Source organism: uncultured Sphingomonas sp., assembly GCF_913777625.1.
Classification (GTDB): domain Bacteria; phylum Pseudomonadota; class Alphaproteobacteria; order Sphingomonadales; family Sphingomonadaceae; genus Sphingomonas.
On record NZ_CAJYTI010000040.1, the window covers coordinates 213,980 to 239,355 of the forward strand.

General features: G+C 68.5%; 23 protein-coding genes. 10 read left to right on the plus strand and 13 right to left on the minus strand.

Going from position 1 to position 25,376, the window contains the following annotated elements:
* Window positions 1-46: 46 nt before the first annotated feature.
* The 6 genes from QZ814_RS18865 to bamE form a co-directional block, all read right to left on the minus strand.
* On the minus strand, window positions 47-769 hold the full coding sequence (locus tag QZ814_RS18865) for a TIGR02186 family protein (protein WP_294335190.1): 723 nt from the start codon (window positions 767-769) through the stop codon (window positions 47-49).
* A gap of 38 nt (window positions 770-807) precedes the next feature.
* Window positions 808-1,722, minus strand: coding sequence for a sulfite exporter TauE/SafE family protein (locus tag QZ814_RS18870; RefSeq protein WP_294335115.1), 915 nt, complete (start codon window positions 1,720-1,722; stop codon window positions 808-810).
* 69 nt (window positions 1,723-1,791) lie between these two features.
* Window positions 1,792-2,484, minus strand: coding sequence for a hypothetical protein (locus QZ814_RS18875; RefSeq protein ID WP_294335117.1), 693 nt, complete (start codon window positions 2,482-2,484; stop codon window positions 1,792-1,794).
* A gap of 344 nt (window positions 2,485-2,828) precedes the next feature.
* Entirely contained in the window at window positions 2,829-4,232 is a 1,404-nt protein-coding gene (locus tag QZ814_RS18880) for a glycosyl transferase family protein (protein ID WP_365899007.1), read from the minus strand.
* Between the two features lie 224 nt (window positions 4,233-4,456).
* Window positions 4,457-4,978: an RcnB family protein gene (locus QZ814_RS18885; protein WP_294335119.1), complete on the minus strand. Its 522-nt coding sequence runs from the start codon at window positions 4,976-4,978 to the stop codon at window positions 4,457-4,459.
* A gap of 116 nt (window positions 4,979-5,094) precedes the next feature.
* Complete coding sequence (gene bamE, locus QZ814_RS18890) at window positions 5,095-5,583, minus strand: outer membrane protein assembly factor BamE (RefSeq protein ID WP_294335120.1); 489 nt, start codon at window positions 5,581-5,583, stop codon at window positions 5,095-5,097.
* Window positions 5,584-5,699: 116 nt separating this feature from the next.
* Between bamE and QZ814_RS18895 the strand changes: the two genes are divergently transcribed.
* A complete protein-coding gene (locus QZ814_RS18895) occupies window positions 5,700-6,212 on the plus strand; it encodes a ubiquinol-cytochrome C chaperone family protein (protein ID WP_294335121.1) in 513 nt (170 codons plus the stop codon).
* On the plus strand, window positions 6,209-6,736 hold the full coding sequence (locus tag QZ814_RS18900; RefSeq protein ID WP_294335123.1) for a DUF177 domain-containing protein: 528 nt from the start codon (window positions 6,209-6,211) through the stop codon (window positions 6,734-6,736). The genes QZ814_RS18895 and QZ814_RS18900 overlap by 4 nt, the downstream gene beginning before the upstream one ends.
* Here the strand turns inward: QZ814_RS18900 and QZ814_RS18905 are convergent.
* On the minus strand, window positions 6,723-7,160 hold the full coding sequence (locus tag QZ814_RS18905; protein WP_294335126.1) for a hypothetical protein: 438 nt from the start codon (window positions 7,158-7,160) through the stop codon (window positions 6,723-6,725). The genes QZ814_RS18900 and QZ814_RS18905 overlap by 14 nt on opposite strands.
* A gap of 40 nt (window positions 7,161-7,200) precedes the next feature.
* Complete coding sequence (locus QZ814_RS18910; RefSeq protein WP_294335128.1) at window positions 7,201-7,851, minus strand: TetR/AcrR family transcriptional regulator; 651 nt, start codon at window positions 7,849-7,851, stop codon at window positions 7,201-7,203.
* 112 nt (window positions 7,852-7,963) lie between these two features.
* Between QZ814_RS18910 and QZ814_RS18915 the strand changes: the two genes are divergently transcribed.
* The 3 genes from QZ814_RS18915 (at window position 7,964) to QZ814_RS18925 (ending at window position 12,020) form a co-directional block, all read left to right on the plus strand.
* A complete protein-coding gene (locus QZ814_RS18915) occupies window positions 7,964-10,297 on the plus strand; it encodes a TonB-dependent receptor (protein WP_294335131.1) in 2,334 nt (777 codons plus the stop codon).
* Window positions 10,298-10,482: 185 nt separating this feature from the next.
* On the plus strand, window positions 10,483-11,736 hold the full coding sequence (locus tag QZ814_RS18920; RefSeq protein ID WP_294335132.1) for an MFS transporter: 1,254 nt from the start codon (window positions 10,483-10,485) through the stop codon (window positions 11,734-11,736).
* Window positions 11,737-11,780: 44 nt separating this feature from the next.
* Window positions 11,781-12,020: a hypothetical protein gene (locus QZ814_RS18925; RefSeq protein WP_294335133.1), complete on the plus strand. Its 240-nt coding sequence runs from the start codon at window positions 11,781-11,783 to the stop codon at window positions 12,018-12,020.
* 39 nt (window positions 12,021-12,059) lie between these two features.
* On the opposite strand, the gene QZ814_RS18930 is transcribed toward QZ814_RS18925, so the two are convergent.
* Window positions 12,060-15,482 (minus strand): LamG-like jellyroll fold domain-containing protein, encoded by a 3,423-nt coding sequence (locus QZ814_RS18930; protein WP_294335136.1) that lies wholly within the window; start codon window positions 15,480-15,482, stop codon window positions 12,060-12,062.
* Window positions 15,483-15,651: 169 nt separating this feature from the next.
* On the opposite strand from QZ814_RS18930, the gene QZ814_RS18935 reads away from it, so the two are divergent.
* The 5 genes from QZ814_RS18935 (at window position 15,652) to QZ814_RS18955 (ending at window position 22,094) form a co-directional block, all read left to right on the plus strand.
* Complete coding sequence (locus tag QZ814_RS18935; RefSeq protein ID WP_294335137.1) at window positions 15,652-16,875, plus strand: ROK family transcriptional regulator; 1,224 nt, start codon at window positions 15,652-15,654, stop codon at window positions 16,873-16,875.
* A gap of 180 nt (window positions 16,876-17,055) precedes the next feature.
* Window positions 17,056-17,955: an ROK family protein gene (locus tag QZ814_RS18940; RefSeq protein WP_294335139.1), complete on the plus strand. Its 900-nt coding sequence runs from the start codon at window positions 17,056-17,058 to the stop codon at window positions 17,953-17,955.
* 151 nt (window positions 17,956-18,106) lie between these two features.
* Window positions 18,107-20,560, plus strand: a complete 2,454-nt coding sequence (locus tag QZ814_RS18945; RefSeq protein WP_294335140.1) for a glycoside hydrolase family 3 protein — start codon at window positions 18,107-18,109, stop codon at window positions 20,558-20,560.
* Complete coding sequence (locus QZ814_RS18950) at window positions 20,557-21,594, plus strand: aldose epimerase family protein (RefSeq protein ID WP_294335141.1); 1,038 nt, start codon at window positions 20,557-20,559, stop codon at window positions 21,592-21,594. The genes QZ814_RS18945 and QZ814_RS18950 overlap by 4 nt, the downstream gene beginning before the upstream one ends.
* Window positions 21,595-21,740: 146 nt before the next feature.
* Complete coding sequence (locus QZ814_RS18955) at window positions 21,741-22,094, plus strand: hypothetical protein (protein ID WP_294335142.1); 354 nt, start codon at window positions 21,741-21,743, stop codon at window positions 22,092-22,094.
* Between the two features lie 15 nt (window positions 22,095-22,109).
* Here the strand turns inward: QZ814_RS18955 and QZ814_RS18960 are convergent, their stop codons facing one another.
* The 4 genes from QZ814_RS18960 to QZ814_RS18975 form a co-directional block, all read right to left on the minus strand.
* Window positions 22,110-22,277 (minus strand): hypothetical protein, encoded by a 168-nt coding sequence (locus tag QZ814_RS18960; RefSeq protein ID WP_294335145.1) that lies wholly within the window; start codon window positions 22,275-22,277, stop codon window positions 22,110-22,112.
* A 188-nt stretch (window positions 22,278-22,465) separates the two neighbouring features.
* Window positions 22,466-23,281, minus strand: a complete 816-nt coding sequence (locus tag QZ814_RS18965) for a hypothetical protein (RefSeq protein ID WP_294335147.1) — start codon at window positions 23,279-23,281, stop codon at window positions 22,466-22,468.
* A gap of 150 nt (window positions 23,282-23,431) precedes the next feature.
* Window positions 23,432-24,250: a 2,3,4,5-tetrahydropyridine-2,6-dicarboxylate N-succinyltransferase gene (gene dapD, locus QZ814_RS18970; RefSeq protein ID WP_294335151.1), complete on the minus strand. Its 819-nt coding sequence runs from the start codon at window positions 24,248-24,250 to the stop codon at window positions 23,432-23,434.
* A gap of 1 nt (window position 24,251) precedes the next feature.
* Window positions 24,252-24,914: a pyrimidine 5'-nucleotidase gene (locus QZ814_RS18975; RefSeq protein WP_294335192.1), complete on the minus strand. Its 663-nt coding sequence runs from the start codon at window positions 24,912-24,914 to the stop codon at window positions 24,252-24,254.
* Window positions 24,915-25,376 lie beyond the last annotated feature (462 nt).

Here is a 25,376-nt window from a genome sequence, read left to right on the forward strand (position 1 = left end):
GGCACACCATGGACTTGGCCGGGTTAAGACGGGGTATCCAGTCCGATCAGAACCGCCGCCAGAGCGCGCCTGCGCCCCAGCCGAAGAGAAACGAGACGCCGACCGCGACCAGCCCGTAGACGAGCGCATGCTGGTCCGCGCTCGTCGCGACGAACCGCTCGAAGCCCGATTTGCGGATCGCAATCGGCCGCACCGCTGCGGCCAGCACGCGGCCGTCACGGATCAGGAAGGTCTCGGCGGTGAACCGCCCCACCGGCACCCGCGCCGGGATGGTCAGCCGCGCGCGGTAGAGCACCCCGCCGGTGATCTCCACCGCGCCGGGCGCCTCGTAGAACAGGCCGCTGCGGCGCTTGAGGTCCACCAGCCCCTGGTCGAAGCGCTGCTGCACCTCCGGCGCCGCGCCCGAGGCGGGGGAAAGCTGCAGGCTGTCCAGCCCCAGTTCGTAGATCGCCCGAGTCCGGTCGTCGACCAGCTGGCGGATCGGCCGCGACGAGGCGATCGCGTAGAAGCTGGGGGCCGAGCGATAGCGGGTCTGCGCGGCGTTGACCCAGATGCCGGCGACTTTCGATTTTTCGCGGACCACCACCGACTCGGTCGGCCCCTTGATCACCACCACGATATCGGCGGGGCGCTGGCCCTTTTGCGGCGCGATGCCGCCGGGATAGACAATCGCGCCGAACAGCAGCAGCTCGGCCCCGGTGAAGCTGTAGGCGATCTCGATGTCGCGCTGCGAAACGTCGGGCACCAGCTCGGGCTTGGCCTGCCCCATCAGCAGCGGGGCGAACAGCGCCAGCGCCCAGGCCCGTCTCACGCCGTCCCCACCGAGTAGATCTCATCCGGCCGCCAGGCGAGGCCGAGCAGCATGCGGGCGGCGACCGCCAGCACGATCAGCGCGAGGAGCAGCCGCAGATATTCGGGCTTGGCCTTGGCCGCGAACCGCGCGCCGAGCTGGGCACCGATCACCGAGCCGAGCAGCAGCAGGATCGCCAGCACGATGTCGACCGCCTTGGTGGTCGTCGCATGCACCATGGTCGCGACGGCGGTGGTGAACAGCGTCTGGAACAGCGAGGTGCCGACCACCGTCTGCGTGCCCATGCCGAGGATGTAGAGCATCGCCGGCACCAGGATGAACCCGCCGCCGACGCCCAGCAGCATCGTCAGCACGCCGGTGAACATGCCGAGCAGCAAGGGCGCCAGCGGCGAGATGTAGAGGCCCGAGGCATAGAAGCGCCAACGGAAGGGCAGCGCAGCGACCAGCGGATGGTGGCGGCGCTTGCGGGCCTTGGGCGGCCTCGCGCCGCGCGCCACCCGGATCGTGCTCACCGACTCCCTGGCCATCAGCCCCCCGATCGACCCGAGGAGGACGACGTAGAGCACCCCGATCACCACGTCGATCTGGCCGCTTGCCTGGAGAAGCTTGAACAGCCAGGCCCCGATCAGGCTCCCCAGGATGCCGCCGGCCACCAGCACCACCCCCATCTGGACGTCGACGCCCTTGCGGCGGAAATGCGCGAACACGCCCGAGACGCTGGCGCCGGTCACCTGGCTCGCAGCCGAGGCGGCGGCAACGGTGGGCGGGATGCCGTAGAAGATCAGCAGCGGCGTCGTCAGGAATCCGCCGCCCACCCCGAACATGCCCGAGAGCAGACCCACGCCCAGCCCCAGCGCCACGATCAGGAGCGCGTTGACCGAGAGATTGGCGATGGGAAGGTACAGATCCATGCGGGGGTAGACCTAACCCGTTTCGACGGCGCCGCGAAAGAGCGAAGCGGCGGAATTGCCGCGTCGCCGTCAGAAGTCGCTGCCGAGGGTGAGTGCCAGCCCCGAGCCGGGCCGCGCATCTCCGGCGATACGTTGCCGCCAGTCGAGCGCAAGGCGTGCCCGCACCGAACCGATCGGGACGACGGCAACCAGCGACGGGCCGATGTCGACCCGCTGGCCCTCGCGCTGCGCCGCCCCCCACGCGCCGACGCCCAGTGCCAGCACGCTGCGCCTGCCGTGCGCGACCTCCCGGGCGAGCCGCACGGCGCCGTCGGCATAGGGCGCGCGTTCGGCGCGCAGGATCATCCCTGCTTGGCCATAGGCTTCCAGCCGGAACCCCGGCGCGATGCCGCGGTCGAGGCCCGCGACCACCCCCGCCCCCGGGCCGTCGTGGATGCCGTCCAGCCCGAAGCGATGCTCGATGCTCAGCCGTACCGGCGCGCGGCCGGGTTGCCATTCCACGCCGAAAGCCGCCTCGGCGCCGGTGCCGCGGAGGGGCCCGGCGAGACGCCCATAAGCGGCGAGGCGCCGGCCGGGGCCCAGCCCATAGGCCAGCCGCACGCCATATTGGCTGCCCCCCAGCTGGCTGGCAGCGGGCGCGGCGCCCAGGCCGCGGCCAGGCCGCAGCACCAGCCAGCTGCTCGCCTGCCAATGATCACGGCGGGGCAAGGGTAAGGCGACGGCCGACACGCCCGCCTCGGCGCGGCCCTGCGCCGAGGGCATGGCGGGCGGGACGGCCGGCGGTAGCGCTACTGCGTCCGGCAGGGGCGCAACGAGCGCGGGCAGGTGCGGCGGCACCGTGCCGCCGGTGGCCGGCCGCGACCGGACTGGGCGCGCGCCGCCAGCGCGCGATCCTGTGGCGCCCGCTTCCGACACCGCCCGTCCTCGGGATGCCTCGGCTGACGCTGCCGGCGGCGGCAGCAATCGCAGCGACGGCCGGAGCGTTGCGGGGAGCACTGCCGGCAGCGCAGGCGGCGGTGCAGGCCACAGCATCGCAACGCGCACCCCGATCCATCCGAAAGCAACCGCGCCGACGAACCGCAACGGGCGGCCGCGGCGCACACCCGTCATGCGCTGACCAAGGGCGCGCGCATCGCCGCTGTGGGGAACTGGTGCGCCGTCTTGTCCCAGTGCACCGCGCCGCCGGCGAGCAGGCGGAGATAGATCCAAAGTGCGCGCCGCGCCGCGAGCAGACCGATATAGTTGGCCACCAGCATCCGCGGCACCGCCCAAAGTCCCTCGCGCCAGCCATGCAGCCGGGCCACGAGCACGCCCCGCACGACCAGCCGCCACGCCAGCAGCGCCAGGTTGATCGCCGCGCCCGTTTCCAGCCAAGGCGCCGGTGGCGGTTGCGGGATCCCGGTGGCGGCATGCAGGAGGTAGGTGAATCCCCAGAACAGCAGCGTCGCATAGGCGATGGCGAGCACCGGCATCGCCAGGGTCGCGCGCCGATCCCGCATGCGCATCCAGTGATCGCACAGGTCCCAGGGCCGCCCCCATCCGGTACGATCCCAGCCGGCGAGCGCGATGCCGGCCATCCAGCGCGCCTTCTGGCGAACCGACGCCGTCACGCTGGCCGGGAAATAGGCCCGCACCGCCACCGGCGGGCCGCCGGGCGTTTCCGCCGAACGAACGAAGATGCCGCGCTCCCCCATCGCGCGCAGCGTAAGGCCGAGCTCATAGTCCTCGGTCAGGCTGGCGGGATCGAACGGGTCGCCACGCGCCGCGGCGATTCGCCGCAGCACGTCGCAGCGTATCGCACAGCCCACCCCGGCGAGCGGCAGGCTGGCCCCCAGCATCTGCCGCACCGGCAGCGCCAGCCCGTGCGACTGGGCGAATTCGTCGAGATAATGGCCGGATACCAGCACCGATCCAGGCTGGCGGAGCGGCACGACCGGGATCTGCACCGCGCCGTAGCGCTCGATCCAGGCGGCATAGACTGCGAGTTCCCGCGGATGCACCACATCCTCGGCATCGTGCAGCACGACCGCGGTGAACGGCCTGCCTTCCGCCGCGACGTCCCGCTCCAGCGCCTCCCATAACCGGTTGAGGCAGTCGGCCTTGGTGGTTGGGCCGGGATGCGGGCCCACGACGAGCCGAACACGAACATCCGACTGCGCGACCTCGGCAACCGCAGCGATGGTCGCCAGATCATTCGGATAGGTACCGACGTAGATTCGATAGGGTTGGGACTGCCACTGCGCGAGCATTGCGCGCAACATTTCGGTGATTACCGCCGACTCATCCCATGCAGGGACGAATATAGCAAATCGTGCGTCATACACGATGGAAGCGCTGTCAAACGGCGCGCTCGCCTTACGCCTTCTGAACAAACAGCTAAAAATAAATAGCGCATCAATCAGCAGGTCATCTATGCCGCCGATCAACATGAATACGACAGATGCAACCAGCATCTCACAGAGTATCGTATCGACTACTTCGATCATCATCGCCCGCCCCAAACGATGCATCCCGAGTCGGATTATGTTACTATCTATGGTCGAAAAGATAATATCAACCTATATGTGCAGATACGCAGCAAAGGCTTGTGCGACCATCTCTCGCGCCGCGTTGATTTTCCGAAGCGATAGGGAACTCGGCGTGCTGGTGGCCGTTGCCTGCCCGATTCTTTGGACAACCCGCACCTTGAACCGGCCGCACCGCTTGATCGGTACGGCCGGTTCTCTTTTCCTGCTTACCAGTAAAAGCCCGGGAGCACGCGAATCACGGTGCCGCGGCGGGTATCGACCAGCAGGACATCGTTATAGTGGCGCACCCAGGCGCGGCCGAAGCCGGGCTGCGGCAGGTGATAGCGCCACGGATCGCCGATCAGATAGCGCGGGCCATAATAGACGGTGCCGATCCGGGCACCCGGCTGGAAGCGGTAATAGCGGAAGGGCGCCCGCCATTCGCCGCGCGCATACAGCCCGCGGTTGTGATCGCGCCAGACCCGCCAGTCATTCTCGGCCCAGCGACGGTCGCGGTCGCGCAGATCCTCGCGATATTCGCGGTGGGCGTCGCGCAGGTCCCGGCGCTCTTCGTGGATGCGACGCGGATCGCCCGAGCGTTCGGCGCGGCGCAGGTCGTGCTCGGCATCGTGGATATCACGGCGATCGCCGCGCAATTCCGCCTGCGACTGGGCCATCGCGCTACCCGAAACCAGCAGCGCAGGTGCCGCGAACGCGGTCAGCATCGCGAGGGGTACGAGCTTCTTCATCGGTCTTCTCCATCCTGATCGAACCCGCCGGCCCGAAGGCCGGCTTGGGCACAGGAATGGAGAAGTCTCGCTGAACGCTCCGCGAACGCTGTCGTCAGCGAAACGAAAGGCGAGGATTACTGGCCGCCACCGCCGCCGCCGGCACCGCCACCGGGGCCGCCTGCACCAGGCGCGCCGACCGTGCCGATATTGCCGAACAGATCGGAGAAGAAGCTGCGGCGGCGGCCCAGCGTCGGCGTGGTCTTGCCATAGGGGCTGATCGATGCGGCCAGCTCGACGCCGGTTTGGTCGATCGACGTGACGTTGCCCGCCTGATCGAACCGGACGCGCACCGTGGTCTGCGACTTCACCTTCGGGTTGCGAAAGGCGAAGTTGCTGCTGTCGCGCGAGACGTAGAACCACTCGCCTTCGTTGAACTGGCTGGTGAAGCTGGGATGGCCGAGCGTCTGCAGCACCGAGTCGCGGGTGTCGATGCCCGGCTGCACCGAAGCGACGAGATCGTGATCGACGACATAGCCCTGATGCAGCCGCACCGGCGTACAGGCGGTGGTGCCGAGCACGACCAACAACGCGGCGGCGCCGAGCGTGCGAACGGGAAGCGACATCAGGATCTCCAGGCAAACACGTGCGGCCCCCGGATTGCATCGCGGGCCGAAGGCCTCAATATGCGGCAAATTGCGGCCAAACAAGGTCGCGACCGAGGAAGGCACGAACAACGGCAATGCGAATGCTCCAGCGGCTCTTCGGCAAACCCGATCGCGGCACCGCCCCGCAGCTCTATGCGGGCGTCGTCGCACGCGGCCGGGCGGCGCACTGGTATACCGACGGCGGGGTGCCCGACACGGTCGACGGCCGGTTCGACATGATCGCTGCGGTGCTGTGCATCGTGCTGCTGCGGCTGGAGGCGGAACCCGCCGGCATCCCCACCAGCACCGCGGTGGCCGAATGCTTCATCGACGACATGGACGGCCAGCTGCGCGAGATCGGCATCGGCGACATCATCGTCGGCAAGCATGTCGGCCGGATGATGGGCATGCTCGGTGGCCGGCTCGGCGCCTATCGCAGCGGGCTGGCGGAAGGCGACCTTGGCCCCGCGCTGGTCCGCAACCTCTATCGCGGCACGGCGCCGGCGCCGGCCGCCCTCACCCATGTCGACGCGCGCTTGCGCGCCTTTCGCGATGCGCTGGCGGCGATGCCGCTGGCGCGGGTAATCGCAGGAGAGCTTCCCGAATGACCGACCCCGAATTTTCCCGCCCCCACCGGCTCGACCAGATCGGCGCCGGCGAAAGCGAGGTCCAGATCACCGCCGACGAAGCCGAGCGCGCCGCGCTCAGCCGCCGCTTCGGCCTCAAGTCGATCGACACGCTGAACGCCGTCTATCACCTGCGCCGCGACGCGCAGGGCGTGGTCGCGCGCGGGCACCTGTCCGCCCGGCTCACCCAGCTCTGCGTCGTCACCGACGATCCGCTGCCGGCGAAAGTCGAGCAGGATTTCGCGATCCGCTTCGTGCCCGAGACGACGAGCCCCGGCGAGGACGAAGTGGAGCTGAGCGAGGACGAGTGCGACACCGTCTTCTACACCGGCGGCACCATCGATCTGGGCGAAGCCGCGGCGGAGACGATGGCGCTCGAACTCGATCCCTATCCGCGCAGCCCCCGCGCCGCCGAAGTGCTCCGCGCCGCCGGCGTGAAGAGCGAGGAAGAAGCCGAGCCGACCAAGGCGCTGGCCGGTCTCAAGGATCTGCTCACGAAGAAGTGAGATGGTGCGGGCGGGTGCCGAACAACCCGCCCGCCACCAGCAAGCCGATCGCCAGCACGACCATCGATCCCGGCGCGAAGGCCCCGCCCAGGATCACGAAATTCCCGAACGGCGTGTGCAGGTCGCGCAGGCCCGCCCAATATAGCAGCACCAGCAGCCCGCGCGCCAGGCGATGCATGGTGCCGCGCACCGGGATCCAGCAAAGCACCGCGAGTGCCACCAGGCCGCCGGCGAGGATGAGTGTCCCGACCAGCGCCGGCCAGCTTCCCGCCGCGCGCGATGCGATGGCCGACGGGGGCGCACCTAGCCAGGCCATCCAGGCCGGCCCCGCCCACCAGGCGAACAGATGTACCGCCGCGCCGAACAGCAGGCCCAGGCTTGCCAGACGCAGTGCGCGACGATCGGCACCAAGTGTATCACTCATATAATGCACGGTATCGCGTTCCCGCGCCGACGCAAGCCGCTCAGCGATCGGTCCCGATGCCCCGTGCGAGCAGCTGCGCCACCACGTCGGCGATCGCCTCGGGCGGGGTGCCCTCGTCCCACACGCTGTAGCGGAGCCCCAGGAACACGTTCATCCCCATGATCGCCCAGGCGTGGATTTCGCTGACGTCGTCGCGCACCTCTCCGCGATCGGCGGCGGCGCGCAGGCGGGCGGCGATACGGTCGGCGGTGCTCGCATAATGGTGGCGGAAGCTGGCGGGATCGACGAACTCGGCCTCGTCGACGATGCGGTAGATTTCCTTGTGCGCGCGGGCGAAGCGGATGAAGGCGAGCAATGCCGCGCGCTCGGCGTCGATCTGGTCGCGCGCGCCGCGCAGTGCCGGGCCGACATGCTCGCGCACCTGATCGCTCATGTCGCGGACCAGCGCGCGGAACACCGCGTCCTTCGAATCGAAATAGGTGTAGAAGCTGCCCAGCGCGACGCCGGCCCGCCGCGTGATTCCGCTGATCGAGCCTTCGTGAAAGCCCTTCTCGCCGAATTCGGCGGCGGCGGCATCCAGGATCGCGCGCAGCGTACGCCGTCCGCGCTCGGTGCGCGGCACCTTCGCATCGTTCGGCGACTCGCCGCCTTCCGGCACGGAAGTGGCTGAAATGCCACGCTCGCCCGCCATGCTACGCCTCCCCTACAGATCCCAAGTTGAAACCCGGTTCAGGTTTCAGTATAGCGTCCCGTAACAGCTTACAACCCGCGTTCAAGATGGGTTGCACCAGGGGAGGATTACCATGTCACGGCACGATTCCGTTCGTATCGCCCTGCTCGCGAGCGCCGCATTGCTCGCCGCCACGCCCGCCTTCGCCCAGGACAGCGCAACCACCGGCCAGACCGCCGAGGCGACGCAGACCCAGCAGGACGGCGAGATCATCGTCACCGCCCGCCGCCGCGCGGAAAGCCTGCTCGACGTGCCGATCGCGGTCACCGCGATCAGCGGCGCGCAGCTCAATGCCCAGGGCGCGCTCGACATTACCGATGTCGCCCAGTCGGCACCGAACGTCTCGCTCGAGGTTTCGCGCGGTACCAACTCGACGCTCTCCGCCTTCATCCGCGGCGTCGGCCAGCAGGACCCGGTCGCCGGGTTCGAGGCCGGCGTCGGCCTCTATCTCGACGACGTCTATCTCAACCGCCCGCAGGCGGCCGTTCTCGACATCTACGACGTCGAGCGGATCGAGGTGCTGCGCGGCCCGCAGGGCACGCTCTACGGCCGCAACACGATCGGCGGCGCGGTGAAATACGTCACCAAGCGGATCGGCAACGATCCCCAGCTGCAGCTGCGCGGCACCTATGGCTCGTACAACCAGGCCGATCTGGTGGTCAGCGGCAGCGCGCCCATCGGCGACACTGGCCTGAAGGTCAGCGCCGCCGGGGCGCGCCTGAGCCGCGGCGGCTTCGGCACCAACCTCACCACCGGCCAGGACAATTACAACAAGGACCTGTGGGCCGCGCGCGGCACGGTGGAATATGAGCCGAGCAGCAGCGCCTTCTTCCGCGTCTCCGGCGACTATACCCATGACAAGAGCAACACCCGTGGCGGCCACCGGCTGATCCCCGGCATCGTCAGCGGCACGCCGGTGCTGACCGACAAGTTCGATTCGCAGGGCGGCCTCGTCACGCCCCGCCAGGACGTGAAGGCCTGGGGGATCACCGGCCTCGCCGAGCTGCATGCCGCCGACTGGCTGACCTTCCGCTCGATCACCGCCTATCGCAAGGACGACAGCGCCACCCCGATCGACTTCGACGCGCTGCCGGCGGTGCAGGTCGACGTGCCGGCCTATTACAACAACAAGCAGTTCAGCCAGGAAGCCCAGCTGCTGGTGAACACCGGCGGCCTGTCCGGCCTGCTCGGCGTCTATTATCTCGACGCCAAGGCCAAGACCGTGTTCGACGTGCGGCTGCCCGGCGGCGTCACCGCGCTGACCTTCGGCGACGTGAAGACCGATACCGTCGCGGTGTTCGGCGATTTCACCTACGACATCACGCCGATGTTCAGCGTCTCGGCGGGCGGGCGCTATACCTGGGACCAGCGCCAGTCGCGCGTGCTACGCCAGACCTATCTGGGCGGCGGCTCGCCCTTTTTCGGCGGCGCGGGCGTGCTGTTCGCCACCACCTCCGACTTCCGCGGCAGCGCCGACTTCAAGAAGTTCACCCCCCGCGCCTCGATCAGCTTCAAGCCGGGCAAGGACCACACGCTCTACGCAAGCTGGTCAAAGGGCTTCAAGGGCGGCGGCTTCGATCCGCGCGGCCAGACCAGCGCGTGCAAGACGCCGAGCGGCGCGGTGTGCACGCCGGCGCAGGTCTACGACTTCATGTCGTTCGACCCCGAGAACGTCACCAGCTACGAAATCGGCTACAAGGCATCGCTGTTCGACCGCCGGCTGAGCTTCGCGCTGGCCGCCTTCCATGCCGATTACACCGATGTGCAGGTGCCCGGCTCGATCGGCACAACGATCAACGGCCAGCAGACCTTCATCGGCATCACCACCAACGCCGGCAAGGCGCGGATGCGCGGCATCGAGTTCGAAGGCAACCTCATCGCCGCGCGCGACCTGGGCGCGCCGGGCGGCAAACTCGATCTCAGCTGGTCGGTCGGCTATCTCGACGCGCGCTATCTCCGCTTCATCGACTCGCGCGGCATCGACGTCGCCAATCGCCGCCGCATCCAGAACACGCCCGATTGGACCGCGAGCGGGACGATCGGCTATTCGGTGCCGGTGGGCAACGAAGGCCAGGTCGCGGCGAGCTTCACCGCCTCGTACCGCAGCGCCTCGCAGCAGTTCGAGCTGCGCACCCCGATGCTCGACCAGCCGGGCTTCACGCTGTTCGACGCGAACCTGAACTGGGACATCAACAAGAAGCTGTCGATCGGCGTCCATGGCCGCAACCTGTTCGACAAGCGCTACATCGTCTCGGGCTACAACTTCCTCGCCCAGAACCCGGACACCGGCGACTTCCTGCGCAACGCGGCGGGCAATTATATCCCGACGCTGGGCACCGAAGGCGTGCTGACCGGCTATTACGGCAATCCGCGCCAGGTGTTCGTGACGGGGACCGTGAAGTTCTAACCTTGCACCCACTCCTTGGTCATTCCCCCGAAGGGGGGAATCCATTGGCCTGAGCGCTGGGGGCAGGAACCGCAGCACCTGCGCGAATGGATCCCCGCCTCCGCGGGGATGACAAGGGTTGGCGTCGACCCTCGTCCCGGTAAGAATGACGGCCAGCAACATCGATCCATCGGCGAGGAGCCACCATGCCCACGCACCCCACCCGTCCCGGCACCCCGCGCGGCATTGTCCTCGCGATGTTGCTGCTCGTCTATATCTTCAACTTCCTCGACCGGCAGATCCTCTCCATCCTCGCCCAGTCGGTGAAGGCGGACCTGAAGCTCGATGACGGGCAGCTCGGGCTGCTCGGCGGCTTCGCCTTTGCGCTGCTCTACTCCACGCTCGCCATCCCGCTGGCGATGCTGGCGGATCGCACCAGCCGCAGCTGGGTCATCACGGTCTCGCTGGGAGTGTGGAGCACGTTCACGGCGCTCTGCGGCACGGCGCACAGCTTCACGACGATGTTCCTCTTCCGCCTCGGCGTCGGGGTCGGCGAAGCCGGCGGGGTGGCGCCCAGCTATGCGCTGATCGCCGACGCCTATCCGGCCGAGCGGCGATCCCGTGCGCTCTCCATCTATTCGCTGGGCATCCCCTTGGGCTCGGCGGGCGGCGCGCTGCTCGGCGGCTATATCGCCCATGCGGTGGAGTGGCGGACGGCCTTCCTCGTCGTCGGCGTACTCGGCCTGCTCATCGCCGTCCCGTTCAAATGGATCGTCCGCGATCCTCCCCGCGCGGCCCCGACCTCGGACGCGGTACCCTGGGCCCGCGTCTTCGTGATCCTCGCCGCCAAGCCCAGCTTCTGGCTGCTCGCCTTCGGCGCGGCGGCCGGGTCGATGTGCGGGTACGGGATCGCCTTCTGGCTGCCGAGCCTGATGCTGCGCAGCTTCCAGCTGAACATCGCGCAGGTCGGTCAGTTCTTCGGCGGGCTGCTGCTCACCGGCGGCGTTGCGGGCATCCTGCTCGGCGGCTGGCTGGGCGACCGGCTGGGGCAGCGCGATCGGAAGTGGTACGCGCTCGCGCCCGCGATCAGCTATGTCGTCGGCCTGCCTTTGTTCGTGGCGGGCGTGCTGGCGCACAGCTGGCAGGCGGCCTTCCTGCTGTTCCTCGTACCGCAGGCGCTGGTCTATGTCTGGCTGGGGCCGGTGATCACCGCCGTCCAGCACCTGGTGCCGCCGCAGATGCGCGCCACCGCCTCGGCCTCGTTCCTGCTGATCAACAACCTGCTCGGGCTGGGCGTCGGCCCCTGGCTGATCGGGCTACTCTCCAAGCAGCTGGCACCGACATACGGGGCCGCCGATGGCCTGCGCTACGCGATCGCCGCGGGGCTGGGCCTGTATCTCGTCGCAGGCATCCTGACCGCGCTGGCGAGCCGGACGCTGGCGCGCGACTGGGCCGACTGACCCCGCGATTCCCGCACCATCCTGGTTACGCCTATAATAACCACATGAGCTATACCCCGACCGACCTCGTCAAAGCCGAGAAGAATGTGGTACTCGCCGAGCGCCACATTGCCGCCCAGCAGGAAGTCCTCGCGATGATGCGTGCCGCCGGCACCGACACCGCCGGTGCCGAGGAACTGCTCGCCAAGTTCGAAGCCGATCGCGCCCGTGCCGAGCGCATCCGTGACTGGATCGCCAGCGGCCTCGGCGAGCGCAGCCGCGAGCCGCAGCGCGTCGCCGCCTGAACCGACCCTCCCGGCCGAAACCGGGAGGAGGCTCGGCGCCTACTTCCCCGTCGCCGCGACGGTCGCCGGATTGACGTTCCAGCCGCGCACGGTGAGGTGCGGTGTGGCGGTGACCCCCGCCGGATAGCGCACGCTCAACACGCGGTGCTGGCCCGGGAGCAGCGAGACATAATTGTCGCTGTAATAGGCCGGCAGGATCCGCTTGCCCTCGGCATCGACCAACGTGAACTTGGCGTTGAGCACCGGCACCGTGCCCTTGTTGGCGACGGTGACGGTGATTGCCTTGTCCTCGCCGTCCACCTTCGGCGTGCTCGCCTGCACCTCAAGCGGCACCGAGGCGAGGCTGACCAGCGCGCGATACGCGGTGTCGTCGCGGCCGCGCCAGTAGAAGTTGCGCGAGACCAGCGCGCCCTTGGCGTCGGTCAGCGTCAGCTCGACGAGCAGCATCGGGCTGGCCGCGTAGAGCCGGTCGAGCGGCACGGCGTCGAGCGTCGTCACCCGATTGGCCCTGGCATCCACCTTGTCGGTGCGCGCGAACAGCTGGACATTGTCGAGGCTGACGACGCGGGTCTTGGCGGTCAGCCCGCGCTGGTCGTCGCGCGTGGTGTTGAGCACCACCAGCTGGTTGTCGGGCAGGTTGAGCTGGATGTGCACCGGCTCCACGGCATTCTTCGCACCGTAATAGGAGGCCTGGGTGTCATAGTCCCAGCTGTAGATCTGCCACATGTTCGACGGCCAGGACGGGTGCGTCATCCACAAGAGACGCCCGCTGTTCTTGGTCCAGAGATGGCCCAGGAACCCTTCGTACATCGCCTTGTGGGTTTCGAGGTTCATCATCTGCGCCTTGCGCTCGAAATCCTCGAAGCTCAGCGGCTCGCCGAACATCGTGGTCAGCGCGGTCATGAAGCTCTTGGTGTCGCCGTTTCCGCCGAAATGCCAGTCGTGATAGGCGAGCGTATCGGAGAGCGGCCAGCGATCCTTGGCCGGCATGTTGGCCGACACCGATTCCAGCGTGGAGAGCGAAGGCGTGCCGGTCTCGACCGAGAAGCCGGTGGCGAGATCAGTGAAATAGCCCACCGGCGCGCGGTAATTGTACGGGCCGGAGCCTTGCAGGTTCACCACGTTCGAGCTGCCGGTGTACCAGCGGGTGCCGTCCAGCTCGCGGATCGCCTGGTCGAGGCCCTCGTTGAGCGTGGGGTACGGCACGCCTTCGTTGCGGCCGAACCAGACGACGATCGAGGGATGGTTGCGGTAGCGCGCCACCACGTCGCGGGCATTGGCGAGGAACAGCGCGGCATCGTCCGGCTCGACCTGGAAATTCTGGGTCGACTGCCAGAAATCGTTGAGCACCATCATGCCGTTCTCGTCGGCGAGCTCGAAGAACTCCTCTTCGTCGTTGTTGCCCATCCAGTTGCGGATGATGTTCATGTGCGCCTCGCGCTGGAGGCGGAAATAGGGGGCAAGCCGCTCGCGGCTGACCTGCTTCATCGCATCGTCCATGCCCCAGTTGCCGCCGCGCGCGGCGATCTTCACGCCGTTGACGCGGATCACCAGGTGCGGCTCGGGCAGCGTCTCCTCGGGGATGGCGGTGACCGCCTTGGAGGTCTCGCCCGCAGGGGTGAGCGATTCCGCCCAGCCGGTGGGGCTCTGTTTGAGCGCTTCGTGGCGCACGTCGATCAGCTGCTGGCCGGCAAGCGATCCGTCGGTGAACTGCAGGTTCACCCGGCGCAGCTGGCCGACATGGTCGAACAGCGACAGGTCGTAGCTCACCTCGCGGATGCCGAAGCGCAGCGCCTTGGTGTCGCTCGCCTGGCCGTTCGCGGCGGCCTCGATCTTCAGGTCGTGCAGCGCCGGGTCGCCATAGCCGTTCGGCCACCACAGCTTCGGGTTGTGCACGGTGAGCTGGTGGAATTCGGTGGGCGTGAAGCGCACTTCCCCCTTGCCCGGCTGGGCGGTGACGGTCTTCTCCACGGTCACGTCGTCGAACGCGGCGCGGATCGTCACCGGCTGGGCGGTGGCGGCACGGTTCTCGAACGGCACGGTGATGTAGACGTCGGCGCTGTCGGTGCGCGGCAGCGGCAGGTCGGTCACGACATGCGGATCGCCGATCTTGATATCGCCGGTCGCGACCAGCTCGACGGGGCGCCAGATGCCGGTGTTGCGGTCGCGGATGCCGGGGATCCAGTCCCAGCCCTCGGTCGCGACGAAGGTGGGGCCGTCGATCGCGAGCTGGCCGCCATTCTCGCCGACGCCGGCCTTGATCGACTGTTCGTGCGGGATGCCGGGATGCGGCGGCGGCGAGACGCGCACGGCGATGACGTTCTCGCCCGCCGTCGGCACGATTTCGAACTGGCCGCGGATGAAGGCGCCGCGGGTGCCGCCCTGGCGCTGGCCGTTGACCCACACTTCCGAGGCATAGTTGATGCCGCCGAACACCAGGGTCAGCCGCCTGCCGGCGGCCTCCGCCGGGACGGTGAAGCTGGTGCGGTACCAATAATCCTGCCGTGCCAGGCTCTCGGGAATCTTGAGGTTGTTGAGGCCGTAATAGGGGTCCGGGTACACACCGCGATCGACGAGCGTGGTCAGCACCGTGCCGGGCACGGTCGCCGCATACCAGGTGCCCTCGGGCTTGCCGGGGCGCGACAGCGTGCCGCCATCGGCGGGGATGCCGGGTGCGGCGGCGAGCTGCCAGCCGTTGATCTGCCAGCGCAGCGGACCTGCGGGCGCGAGGCTCGGCAGCGCCGGCACCGGCTTGGCGACCGGCGGGGTATAGGCGGTGGCGCTCTGCGGCAGCGTCCAGGGATCCTGCTGGCGCGTCATGCCGATATTGGCGGTCTTCTGCAGGTCCCAGCCCACTCCGACGCGCCACATCTGGACCAGCTCGAACGCCGGCGGGCTGCCCGCCTCGTTCTGCACTTCGCTCGCGCCCAGCGCGACGCCGCGCAGCTGCGCCTGGACCAGCGATCCGCCGAAATGCGGCTGCCCCGCCACCACCGGCGCCAACGCGATCCGTGCGTCGACCGCGGCGCCATTCAGCGCGCCCTCGCCGACCTGCTTGCCGTCCAGATAGAGCCGCACCCGGCCGCCCTCGATCACCGCGGCGACATGCGCCCAGCGGCCGGCCGCCAGCTTGGCGGTGCTGTTCACCGCCGTCCCGCTGCCGAAGAAGTGGGGCGCGCCATTCCGCAGCCCCAGGCAGCGGCAGTCACCGCCAGGATCGCCGAACGCGATCAGCGTCACCACCCCCTGCTGGACCAGATCCGGCTTCACCCAGGCGGACAAGGTCACCGGCGCGCCCGAGCGCAACAGCGCGTCGGCGCCGCTCAGCGGCCGATCGATGCCGATGCCGCCGGCGAGGAAGCTGGCATTATAGGGCCCGCCATTGTCCGGCTCGGCCGCCTGCACCGCGGTGATGGCCAGCATGGCGGCACCCAACAGCATGGCGCGGGTCGCGTTGCGCATCGTCATTCCTCCCCAGTTGTGCGCCGGGCCCGCGCGTGTCGCGCCCCGGGGTCCATTCGTTGCCGTTCGGCACCGCCGCTGTTTTTATTCACCAAATTTAGTAATTCAACCGAAGAGATCGTCTCGGCGCTTGCACCCTGGCCCTAAATCGACTGTTATCGCAACCACCATGACCAGCGGCCGCCCTCCGATCCGCCTTTCGGGTACCAACCTGGAACGTGCTGCTGACCATAATCAGCGCGTCACCCTGCATGCGATCCGCGCCAACGGCTCGCTGACCCGGGTGGACCTGGCACGCATTACCGGGCTCACCGCCGCGGCGATCGCCAACATCACCAAGCGGCTGCTGGCGGACGGACTGATCCAGGAGGCCGGGCGGCGCTTCGGCGGGCGGGGCCAGCCGCCGACCAACCTGATCATCAACCCCCGGGCGTGCTACTCGCTGGGCCTCAATATCGATCGCGACCATGTCACGCTGGTGCTCGTCGATTTCCTCGGCGAGACCGTGGCGCGCGCGACCCGCGAGATCGACTTCGCGCTGCCCGAGCAGGTGGCGGACTTCTATCGCGCCGAAGTCGAGGCGCTGATCGCCTCCGCGGGCGTGGACCGGCGTCGGATCGTCGGCCTCGGCATCGCCAGCCCGGACGATCTCGGACTGATCGAGCTCCCCGGCATGCCGGACGCCTATCGCCGCTGGGAAGAGACCGATCTGGCCGAACTGCTCGCCGAGCCGCTCGACCTGCCGGTGTTCGTCGAGAACGACGCCGCCGCCGCCGCGATGGGCGAGCTGCAGCTTGGGCTGGGCCTCCAGCATTCGAGCTTCTTCTACATCCTGATCTCCTCGGCGCTGGGCGGCGGGCTGGTGATCGACAGCAACTATTTCCGCGGCGCTACCGGCCGCAGCGGCGAGCTGGGCTTCCTCACCCATCGCGACCCCGACGGCGTGGTGCGGCAGATCCAGACGCATGTTTCGCTCTCTGGCCTCGCCGCGCCGCTGGAGGCCGCCGGATACAGCCTGCAGGACATGCTCGCCTGCGACGGCAGCGATCCTGCGCTGGAAGCGGTGGTCGATGCCTGGATCGAGGAAGCGGCGCGGCTGCTCGTCCAGCCGCTGCTCGCGGTGAACTGCCTGATCAATCCGGAGGCCGTCTTGATCGGCGGCCGCCTGCCCGGCCGCCATGTCGACCGGCTGGCCGAGCGGACCAACGCAGTGCTTGCCGAGCAGCGCGGCGACGCACCGGCGCTGGCGCCGATCGCCCGCGCCCAGCTTTCCGCCGACGCGCCGGCAGTGGGCGCGGCGATCCTGCCGTTCAGCTACTTCCTGCTGCCGAAGAGCAGTGCGCTGTGGAAGGCATCGGCCAGCGAAGGCGAGATCGCCGCAGCCTTCGCCTGACCGCCCATTAAATCAATCGAACAACTTTAATCTTGTGCCGCGCCTCTCCCAAGGGCAGAGACAGGCCGCGCCAAGAGGCGCAGATTGGTAGCCGATCGGCAACGCGCCGGCGGAGCGGGAGGGGACATTGGTGGCGATCGACCAGCGGGCAACGTGCGGCATTCCGGGCATGCAGCGCTGATGTCGCACCCTGTCCCCTTTGTCGGCATCGAACTTGGCGGCACCAAATGCGTGCTGACGCTCGCCCGCGGTCCGAACGACATCCTTGCCCAGGAAACCGTGCCGACCCAGGCGCCGGACACCACCCTGTCCGCGATCGAGGCCGTGCTTGCGCGCTGGTGGGCGGAGACCGGCTTTGCGGCGATCGGCATCGCCAGCTTCGGGCCGGTATGCCTCGATACCGCCAACCCGCAGTTCGGCCATATCCTCACCACCTCCAAGCCCGGCTGGAGCGGCACCGATGTCGCTCGCCGGCTTGCCGCGCAGTATGCGGTGCCGATGGCGTTCGACACCGATGTGAACGGTGCGGCATTGGCCGAGATGCGCTGGGGCACGGGGCAAGGGCTCAGCGACTTCGCCTATGTGACCGTCGGCACCGGCGTCGGCGTGGGGCTGGTGGTGAACGGACGACCGACCCGCGGCATCGGGCATTGTGAGATGGGGCATATCCGCGTCCCGCGCCTGCCCGAAGATAGCGCGCCGAGCGGCTGCCCCTTCCATGACGACTGTATCGAAGGCCTCGCCTCCGGCACCGGCATCCGCGCGGCGCTGGGCGACCAGCCGGTGGAAACGGTCGGCACCGACCATCCCGTGTGGGACCGTGTCGCGTCGGCGATCGCGCTGCTCTGCCACACGCTGGTAGCGACCACCGGGCCGCAGCGCATCGCCATCGGCGGCGGCGTCCTGCAGCGCCAGCCGCACCTGCTCGAGCGGATCGACCCGCTGCTTCGCGCCAGCATCGCCGGCTATCTGGTCGTGCCGCCGGCCCCGTATGTCGTGGCACCGGCGCTGGAGGATCTCGCAGGTCCCTTGGGACCGATCGCCATGGCGATGGATGCACTGGACAGCGCCATCGCATGATTTCGGGTCGAAAATCCGTCCCGAACCAGATAGATGCAGATCCCAACGCCGGAGGACGGCGCCGACCATCCGGCAGGCTCCGCGCCCGCCGCATGGACTTGGGCGCCGATCCTGCGGTATCGCTACCAAAGAACACCGAAGGGGAGAGACGATGCCTGCCAGCCTGAAGCTGCTATTGGCCACCACCATTCTGGCCGCCACGCCCGCGATTGCGCAGCAGGCACCGACAGCGCTGTCGTCCACCGCGCATCCCGACAAGTGGCCAGCCGCCAGGAGCCAGGGGCTGATCGATCCCGCCACCGAGAAGTTCGTCACCGAGCTGATGGCGAAGATGACGCTGGAGGAGAAGGTCGGCCAGATGATCCAGGCCGATATCGGCAGCATCAAGCCCGAGGACCTGCTGGTCTATCCGCTCGGCTCGATCCTCGCGGGCGGCAGCTCGCCGCCGATCGGTGCGCCCGATCGGTCCCCCCGCGGGCCGTGGCTGGCGACCGCGCAGGCCTTCCAGAAGGCCGCACTTGCCCGCAAGGTGGATCACACGCCGATCCCGATCATGTTCGGCATCGACGCGGTGCACGGCAACAACAACATCATCGGCGCGACGCTCTTCCCGCACAATGTGGGGCTCGGCGCGATGCGCGACCCTGCACTGATGGAGAAGATCGGCCGCGCGACCGCCGAGGAGACGAGCTCGGTCGGGATCGACTGGGCGTTCGGGCCGACGCTCGCGGTGCCGCAGGACGAACGCTGGGGCCGTGCCTATGAGGGCTATTCGGAGGAGCCCGAGGTCGTCCGCAGCTATTCCGGCGCGATGATCCGTGGTCTGCAAGGCGCGCCGGGCACCAAGGACCGGCTCCAGAAGGGCTATGTCGCGGCCTCGGCCAAGCACTTCCTCGGCGACGGCGGCACCTTTGGCGGCCAGGACCAGGGCGACACCCGCGTCTCCGAAGACGCGCTGATCCGCATCCACAATGCCGGCTATCCGGGCGCGATCAACGCCGGCACGATGACCGTGATGGCGTCGTTCAGCAGCTGGAATGGCGCCAAGATGCACGGCAACAAGTCGCTGCTCACCGATGTGCTGAAGGGCAGGATGGGCTTTGACGGCTTCATCGTCGGCGACTGGAACGGCCATGCCCAGGTGCCGGGTTGCACCCCCACCGATTGCGCCGCGACGTTCAACGCCGGGCTCGACATGGCGATGGCGCCGGACAGCTGGAAGGGCCTCTACGAATCGACGATCGCGCATGTGAAGGACGGTACGATCCCGATGACGCGGATCGACGACGCCGTGCGCCGCATCCTGCGCGTGAAGGTGCAGATGGGCCTGTTCAACCCGGCCCGTCCCTATGAGAGCAAGGGCGAGATGGTCGGCGCGCCCGAACATCGCGCGATCGCCCGCGAGGCGGTGGCGAAGTCGCTGGTGCTCTTGAAGAACAGCGGCGTGCTGCCGGTGAAGGCGAGCGCCAACGTGCTGGTCGCCGGGCCGGGTGCCGATTCGATGGCGCAGCAGTCGGGTGGCTGGACGCTCAGCTGGCAGGGCGACGGCAACCCCAACTCGATGTTCCCGAACGGCGAGACCATCTTCGCCGGCATCCAGGCGGCGGTGAAGGCCGGTGGCGGCACCGCGACGCTCTCCGCCGACGGCAGCTTCACCACCAAGCCCGACGTGGCGATCGTCGTGTTCGGCGAGGAGCCCTATGCCGAAATGCGCGGCGACGTGCGCACGCTGGAATTCCAGCCGGGCGACAAGCAGGCGCTGGCGCTGCTCAAGAAGCTGAAGGCTGCCGGCGTGCCGGTCGTCTCGGTGTTCCTGTCGGGCCGCCCGCTCTGGGTGAACCCGGAGCTCAACGCCTCGGACGCGTTCGTCGCTGCCTGGCTGCCGGGCAGCGAGGGCGCGGGCGTCGCCGACGTGCTGATCGGCGACAAGGCCGGCAAGCCGCGCCGCGATTTCACCGGCACGCTGTCGTTCAGCTGGCCGAAGACCGCCGGCCAGTTCACCCTCAACCGCGGCGAGCCCGGCTACGACCCGCTGTTCGCCTTCGGCTATGGTCTCAGCTATGCCAAGCCGGGCAGCGTCGGCGCGCTCAGCGAAGTCTCGGGCGTCGATGCATCGCTGGCCAATATCAGCACCTTCTTCGCCAAGGGCGTGACGCCGGCACCCTTCTCCTTCGCGACCGACAGCAAGATCACCCGCAAGACGGTCGACGGCCCGACGACGCAGGAAGGCGCGCAGCAGCTGACCTGGCCCGCCGGCCCGGCGACGCTCCGCATCGGCGGCAGCGACCTCGACCTCAGCCGCGAGACCAATGGCGACCTGTCGCTGCGGCTCGTCTACCGCGTCGATGCGGCCCCGAACGGCCCGGTCACGCTGTCGATGGAAGGCGGCAAGAACACGGGAACGATCGACGCGACCCGCCTGTTTACCGGCAAGAGTGGCTGGCAGACGGTGAACATCCTGTTGAAGTGCTACCAGAAGAACGGGGTCGACGTGACCAAGGTCAACGCGCCGGTGGTGCTGCAGGCGAGCGGCCCGTTCACCCTCTCGCTGGCCGAGGCGAAGATCGTCTCGGATCCCGCCAACTCGGTCTGCCCGGGCCAATGAGCGAGATCGAGGTCGTCGAGATCGCGCGCGGACCCGTCCGCGCACAGTTCCTGACGCTGGGTGCGACGCTGCGCCGGCTGGAAGTGCCGGATCGGCAAGGCCGGATCGACAATGTCGTGCTCGGCTATGCCGACCTCGACGACTATCGCCGCCAGCCGCCGCGCTATTATGGCGCGGTGGCGGGGCGCTATGCCAACCGCATCGCCGGCGGCCGCTTCACGCTGGACGGCGAGACCTTCCAGCTGACCACGAACGAAGGCGGCAACAGCCTGCATTCGGGGCCCGACGGGTTCGACCAGCAGGTCTGGGCGGTGGAGGCGCGGAGCACGCACGCCGTCACCTTCCGGCTCGACAGCCCGCATGGCTGGAACGGCTTCCCCGGCGACCTGGTCGTGCGGGTGGAATATGCGCTGGAGGAGGACGGGCTGGCGGTGCGCTTCACCGCCACGCCCGACCGCGCGACGATCATTAACCTGACGCAGCACGCCTATTTCAACCTCGCGGGCGAGGGCAGCGACACGACGATCCTCGATCATGTCCTGCAGCTGCCCGCGAGCGCGATCACCCCAGTGAACGGGGCGCTGATCCCGACCGGAGCACTGGCGCCGGTGGACGGCACGCCGTTCGACTTCCGCAGCCCAAAGCCGATCGGCCGCGACATCGATGCCGAGAATGCGCAGCTCGCGCTGGGCCAGGGCTACGACCATAATTTCGTGCTCGACGGCCCCGCCGGGTTCGAGCGCCGGATCGCGACGCTGTTCGATCCGGGATCTGGCCGCGTACTCGACCTGCATTCCACCGAGCCGGGGGTGCAGGTCTATTCGGGCAACTACCTTGCCGACGGTGCGCCGGGGACCAGCGGCGGCACATACCCCAAGCGCGGCGGGCTTTGCCTGGAGCCGCAGAAATTTCCCGACAGCCCGAACCAGCCGAGCTTCCCCTCCGCGCGGCTTGAGGCTGGCGAGAGCTACCGGCACAACATGGCCTTCCGCTTCCGGACAGCCGCCGATGTAGCCGAGGCGTTCCCCCTTTAAGCCCCTCCCCTTCTAGGGAGGGGTTGGGGTGGGGCTGTGTCTCGCAGAGACCTGCGAAAGTTCTGGAAGCCCTCCACCCCAACCCCTCCTCCAGGGAGGAGGGGCTTGAGATTGTTTGTCCGCGCCATCCCCGATACAGGCCGGCCATGGCAAAAGCGGATCGCCTCGAACGGCTCGACAATCGACGCATCGAACTGGAGGCGGAGTATCGCGCCGCGCTGATCGAAGCGCTGGAGCGCACCGCCGCGGGCAAATGGGGCCTGTTCGACCACCAGCGCGATCGGCATGCCCGCGCGGCCGTCCGCCCTACCCTCGACCACCTTGCCGAACTGGCCGAGGAAATCGATGCCGCACGGTCGCGTCTGGCGCTGCCGTCCTTCGCGCTGCATGCGGAATTCCTCGCCGCGCGGGGTCCTGTGGGACCCTCCGCGGTTGGCGAACCCAAGCAGGCCCAGGCCTGGCTGGAGCGGCTGGCCGCGGACGACGCTGCGGACGACTAAGGCCGCACGTCGCGATTACTCGGCGGTGCTGGATGCGGGTTCGACAGGCGCCGGCGCCTTGCGGGCCGCTTCTTCCGCCTTCTTCTTTTTGCCCTGATCGTAATGCCACTTGATGGCGAAGAACATGCCGGTGCCGAACACGACCAGCTTGAACGTACCCAGCAAAATCGGAACCCAAATCATCTCTCTACCCTGACATGTCGGTCGCGAGGTCGCGCATCGCGCGCAGATAGGCGGGGCAAGACCAGCCAGCCATTGGACGGATTGTCACACCGCCACCCGGACCATTTTCAAGGCGCCCGTTTACGGTCAGCGCCCAGGAAAAACACGGCAATCGAAACTCTGAGCATCTTCGCCCAAGGGGAAACGCTCTAGTCCGCGTCGCCGCCGTCGCCGCCGCCGGCGCGCTGCGAATAGGTGATGCGGATGCGCACCCAGCTGCCGATCAGCAGGCGGCTGTTGACCCGCGGCGCCTTCACCCGGAACTGAAACGCCGCCTGCCGCACCGCGCCGGCATAGCCCGAGCCGCGCGGATACTCGCCGAGCTCCTGGCAATCGACGACCTGGTAGCGCTCGATCGTCCGGCAGGCGACTTCGCCCCAGCCTTCGCGGCCCAGCGCGCGCTGCGGCAGATAGGGCGAGAGCTGCGCGTTGGTCGGCCGGCGATACCAGTCGGCGGCATAGAGCGTCTCGCCATGCGGGCCGGTGCCGGCGCGCGGCGTATCGTCCGCGCCGCTGCCGCCGCCGGCATCCGCCGTCTGGGTGTTGCCCTGGTCACCGGACTGCGCCGCCGGGGCCTTGGCGATGTCCGATGCCGCATAATCCCGCCGGCTCATCACGATGAAGCTCGGCGGCCCGCTCGATACCGGTGGGGTCACCGGGGGCGGCGGCAGCGCCGCGGTGGGCTGGGTCGGCTGCTCGGCCTCCGCCTTGGCGCCGGCGCGCTTGTGCGCCTTTTGGGGCGCCTTGGCCGCATCTTTCTCCGACGGGGTCTTCTCGCCCTCGGTGCCCTCGATGCCGAACACCATCGGTTTCGGCTTTTCCTTGGGCGTGATGTTCGGCGCCATCCACAGGAGCAGCAGCGCGATCAGCAGCTCGATCGCCAGCGCCAGCAGGATCGCGACGGTGCGCCCGCGCAGCGAGACGCGCAACCGGCGCACGGGCGAGGCGGAGGTGGTGGACAACATGGCGCGCGGGACACTCAGGACAAGGCAACGCCGGGGAGTCGAGCTCCGCCCCGGCGGTGGCTATACGCCGTGGGCGAGACGGCGGGATTGCGGCAAAACCGTGTCGGCATTCCGCATTCCCGCCGCGATGTGTATCGACCTCTGTTACAATCAGTCGCGCAGCAGCTCGTTGATCCCGGTCTTGCTGCGGGTCTGCGCGTCGACCGTCTTGACGATCACCGCGCAGTAGAGGCCGGGCTTGCCGTCTTCCGCGGGCAGCGTGCCGGGCACCACCACCGCATAAGGCGGCACTTCGCCGCGATAGACCTGGCCGGTCGCGCGGTCGACGATCTTGGTCGACGCGCCGAGATAGACGCCCATCGACAGCACTGCGCCCTCGCCGACGCGCACGCCCTCGGCCACTTCCGAACGCGCACCGATGAAGGCGCCGTCGCCGATGATCACCGGATCGGCCTGGAGCGGCTCGAGCACGCCGCCGATGCCGACGCCGCCCGAGAGGTGGACGTTCCTGCCGATCTGCGCGCAGCTGCCGACCGTGGTCCAGGTATCGACCATGGTGCCTTCGCCGACATAGGCGCCGATGTTGACGAAGCTCGGCATCAGCACCGCGCCCTTGGCGATGTGCGCGCCGTGGCGGACGATGCTGCCGGGCACCGCGCGGAAGCCGGCGGCGCGGAACGCGGCCTCGCCCCAGCCGGTGAACTTCGAGGGTACCTTGTCGAACCAGGCCGTGCCTTCGGGGCCGGGGACGACAACATTGTCGTTGAGGCGGAAGCTCAGCAGCACCGCCTTCTTCAGCCACTGGTTGACCTGCCAGCCGCCGTCCACCGGCTCGGCGACGCGGGCCTCGCCGCGGTCGAGCAGGTTCAGCGCTTCGGCGACGGCTTCGCGCACCGCGCCTTCGGTGGCGAAGCTCAGGTTCGCACGGTCTTCCCAGGCGGCGTCGATCGTCGCGGCGAGATCGGTCATGTCAGCTCTCCAAGATGCTGTGGAGCCAGGCTCCGAGATCGGTGATGGTATAGTCGATGAAGCTGCGGTCGGCGTCAGGCGCCTGTTCGGAGCCATTTTCGATCCAGACGGTGGTCATGCCGATCGCCTTGGCCGGGCCGAGGTTGCGCGCCATGTCCTCGACGAACAGCGAGGCGTGCGGGTCCAGGCCATAGGCGTCGCACAGACCCCGGTACGCCGCGGGCTCGGGCTTCGGACGATAGCTGGTGGCGTGGATGTCGTGGATCGCCTCGAAGGTCTCGCCGAGGCCCAGCCGGTCGAGCACCTTCTGCGCATAGGGCGCGTCGCCGTTGGTGAAGATCAGCTTGCGCCCCGGAAGCTGCGCCAGCGCCTCGACCAGCGCCTCGTTCGCTTCCAGCACGCTCATGTCGACGTCGTGGACATAGTCCAGATAGTCGTGCGGATCGGTGCCATGCTCCTGGATCAGGCCGTAGAGCGTCGCGCCATGCGCGTGGAAATAGGCCTTCTGCACCTTGTGCGCCTCTTCCGGCGAGCAATGGAGCAGCCGCTGCACATACTCCCCGATCCGCGCATCGATCATCGCGAACAGATTGGCGCTCGCGGGATAGAGCGTGTTGTCCAGATCAAAGATCCAGTTGCGGATGTGCGAAAGCTGGGCGAGCATCGTCGCGGCCTGTAGGTGGTGCCCCACGCCATCGCAAGCGGCGAGCGCGTGGGGTGCGCGATCGGCTGCGGGCGGGGTAGCATCGCCAGGGTAGTAAACTCTGTCGAAACCAATGACGCGATACAGCGTCCGCTCCGGAAGCGGGGATAAGTATGCGGGTGGCGTTGAGCATGCGATGGATGCAGTCGGCTGCGATCGGTGGCCTGGTGGCGCTGGGCGCGTGCAGTGGCGGCAGCAGTGGCGGCGGCGGGGTGGCGACGACCCCCGCGCCGAGCCCGGCGCCGACACCTACGCCTACGCCTACGCCGACCCCCACGCCGACGCCTACCCCCGCGCCGACGCCTACCCCTACTCCGACACCGGCTCCGGCGCCAACTCCGACGCCGGCCCCCACGCCAACGCCTACACCGACACCTACGCCTACGCCGACGCCCACACCGGCTCCAGCACCGACGCCGACAC